The organism is Bradyrhizobium sp. P2_E8, from assembly GCF_056403875.1.
In genome coordinates, this window is record NZ_JBFUES010000917.1 from 1 (window position 1) to 2,996 (window position 2,996).

Here is a 2,996-nt window from a genome sequence, read left to right on the forward strand (position 1 = left end):
CTGTAGCGGTGCGACCAATACCGGCTTCGGCACTGGGGCGGAAAACAATCTGGCCGTCACCGTTCAATCGGGCGCGTCGATCGACGTCGGCAATGCGCAGAAGGCGATCGATGTCGACAGCGGCAACACCGCCATCAACAACGGCGCCATCGTTGTCGGCAACGGCGGCAAGGGCATGCAGGGGATCAACAACAACGTCTTCACCAACAACGGCACGATCACGCCCGGCACGGGGGGCATGGCCATGTACGTGGCCGGCAACAACAATATTCTCACCAACGCCGGGACGATCAGCTCGACGGCGGACGGCACTGCYGGCCTCGTCCCGGTTGGCGCCGGCAACACGGCGATCAATTCCGGCACCATCAGCCTGACCGGCTTGGCCTACGGCATCTCAGCCGTCGGCGCCACGATCCTGAATTCAGGCACGATCACGGTCGGGAGCAGCACTGGCATCATGGGCGCAGGCGTCTTCCTGTTGGACGGTAACACTCTCACCAACACCGGCACGATCACGGCAGCCAGCACTAACGGCGTGGGTGTCGATATCAGCGGCGACGGTAACACGGTGACCAACAGTGGCTTGATCGCTGCGACCGGCGCCGGCGGGCTGGGAGGTGCTATCTCTGGCCAGAACAATACGGTGGTTAACAACGGCACGATCAGGGGCGGTACGAACGGCTACTCGCTGTTCTCCTCTAATTTTCTCGCGAGCGGAAACAGCGTCACCAACAACGGTACGCTGGACGGGCGGATCGAACTCATGGGGTCGGGCGACAGCCTGATCAATGCCGGGTTGATCACCATCACGGATCCGGGGACGGCGCTTGCGGTGAGTAACCTCGCCTTCGCCGGCACATTCACCCAGACCGCGCAGGGTACGCTGGCGCTACGGGTCGACAATGCGGGCAATCGTGACGGTCTGTCGGCAGTGCAGGCCAACCTCAACGGGACCTTGCGTGCGGTGCTGCAGCCGGGGCTCTATCAGTCGTCCACGACCTACACCGGCGTAGTGCAGACCACCGCCGCGATCACGGGCCAGTTTGCGAGCGTCACCTCGTCGTCGGCCTTCTTCAACGCGGCCGCGACCTACAACGCCAATTCGGTCGACCTGATATTGACGCGCCAGGGTTTTGGCGCCGTCGCGGGTGAGACCCAGAACCAGCGTGCGATCGGCAATGCGCTCGAGGCCGGCTATTCGACAGCGCTGACCGGCGCCACCGTGACCTTCTACGCGCAGTTGCTGCAGGCGGGTTCGCTGCGCGTGCTCGACCAGCTCTCGGGCGAGGGCACCAGCGGCACCCAGAACACCGCGTTCAATTCGGGCGTGCTGTTCGGCCAGACCATGGAGGGCCAGATGGAAGCCTGGCGCGCCGGCAACCGCGGCGGCGTCGCCAGCGACGCTGCGCTTGGCTACGCTGCGGAGCAACCGCGCGGCCCGGCTGCGTCGGCGTTCGCGGCCCTGAAGGCGCCGGCGATGGCGCAGCCGCGATGGAACGCCTGGGCCGCCGGCTTCGGTGCCGGGCAGCAGCTCGCGGGCGATGCGAGCGTCGGCAGCGCGAGCCTCAGCAACCGCGCCGCCGGCGGCGCGATGGGAGTCGATTACCTCGTCAATCCCGATCTCCTGCTGGGCATGGCGGCCGGCGGCTCCAGCGCGACTTTCTCCGTCGATGATCGCGCGACGTCGGGCAGGCTCGAGGGGGGCCATGTCGGCGCCTATGCGATGCAGCGGTTCGGCGCCAACTATCTCTCGGCGCAGATCGCCTATAGCCATTTCAACAATACCACGACGCGGACCATCACCGGCGTCGGCACCACCGAAACCGCGCAGGGGTCATTCGGGAGCGACCAGCTTGGCGGAAGGCTGGAGATCGGCCGCTCCTTCGACTTCGGCATTACTGCGGTGACGCCGTTCGCCGCGATCCAGGCCGCACGGCTGTGGCAGGGCGCCTACACCGAAGCCAGCACGGCCGGTGCTGCACCCGGCGTACTCGGATTGAGCTACGCCGCGCAGAGCGTCACGTCGCTGCCGACGTTCCTCGGCGCCAAGTTCGACGGTCGCGTCGCGTTCGGCAACGGCATGGTGTGGAGCCCATTCGTGCACGCCGCCTGGGTGCACGAATTTCGGCCGTCGCGCACCATCACGGCATCGTTGGTCACCGTGCCGGTGTCGGCGTTCACGATCGCCGGTGCGAGTGCCGCCTCCGACTCGGCACGGCTCGATCTCGGCTCGCGCCTGGCGCTCAATCGCTGGTGGGAGGTGTCGGCGCGCGTCACCGGCGAATTCTCGAACCTCGGTCAGAGCTATTCCGGGATGGGGGCGCTGAAGGCGAGTTGGTGAGGACGCGGCGAAAGACTCGGTCGATCCAGCCCCCGATCGAGTCTTGCCGTCGTGCCGCCAGCTCGCCGGACGCCCTTCTTCGTCGGCACGTTCTCACAAATCCTGCCGTGTCAGCCGCCCGTTCGCAGCCATCGGCCGGGCGGCCGGCTTGCTCGTGGCTTCGGCACCGGTCAGCGCCATCGTCGCCACGCTGACCACGCGCGCAACCACGTCCTCGACGTCGTCGAGGTCGCATTTGCCTTCCGACAGTTTCGTCAGCCGCTCGCTCTCGCGGATGGTGTGGTGCGCCATGGCGAGCGCGAAGTTGAGGCCCCAGTAGATATCGACGTCGCTGCGGTCGGGCAGGGACCTGCGCATCGCGCCGGCGAATTTGCGCAGATGGTCGATCTCGCGGTTCTTGATGCGGCGGATCGGCGGCACGGATTCGATCGAGGCGCGGATCATGAAGCGCGCCGCCGTCGAGCGCTGGTTCTCGGGGCCGAGGCAGCCGCGCAAGGTCGGGCCGACGAGGGCGCGCAGGATCACCTCGATCGGCGCGCGGCCGCCGCCTTCTTCTTCCGCCGCCTTCAATTCGCGCAGGCGCTCGCGGTTGGTGGCGATCGAGCGGGAGACGAACAGTTCCGCGATCAATTCGTCCTTCGAGCCGAAATGATAG

The 2,996-nt window shown here is 66.6% G+C and carries 2 protein-coding genes; one reads left to right on the forward strand and one right to left on the reverse strand.

Annotation, left to right across the window (positions count from 1 at the left end; genetic code table 11):
• Nucleotides 1-2,341 (forward strand): autotransporter outer membrane beta-barrel domain-containing protein (locus tag AC1D00_RS34235; protein ID WP_477013716.1); only part of this gene is annotated, 2,341 nt, incomplete at its 5' end.
• Nucleotides 2,342-2,434: 93 nt separating this feature from the next.
• On the opposite strand, the gene AC1D00_RS34240 is transcribed toward AC1D00_RS34235, so the two are convergent.
• Nucleotides 2,435-2,996, reverse strand: a 562-nt coding sequence (locus tag AC1D00_RS34240) for a TetR/AcrR family transcriptional regulator (RefSeq protein WP_477013717.1), incomplete at its 5' end; no start/stop codon positions are given.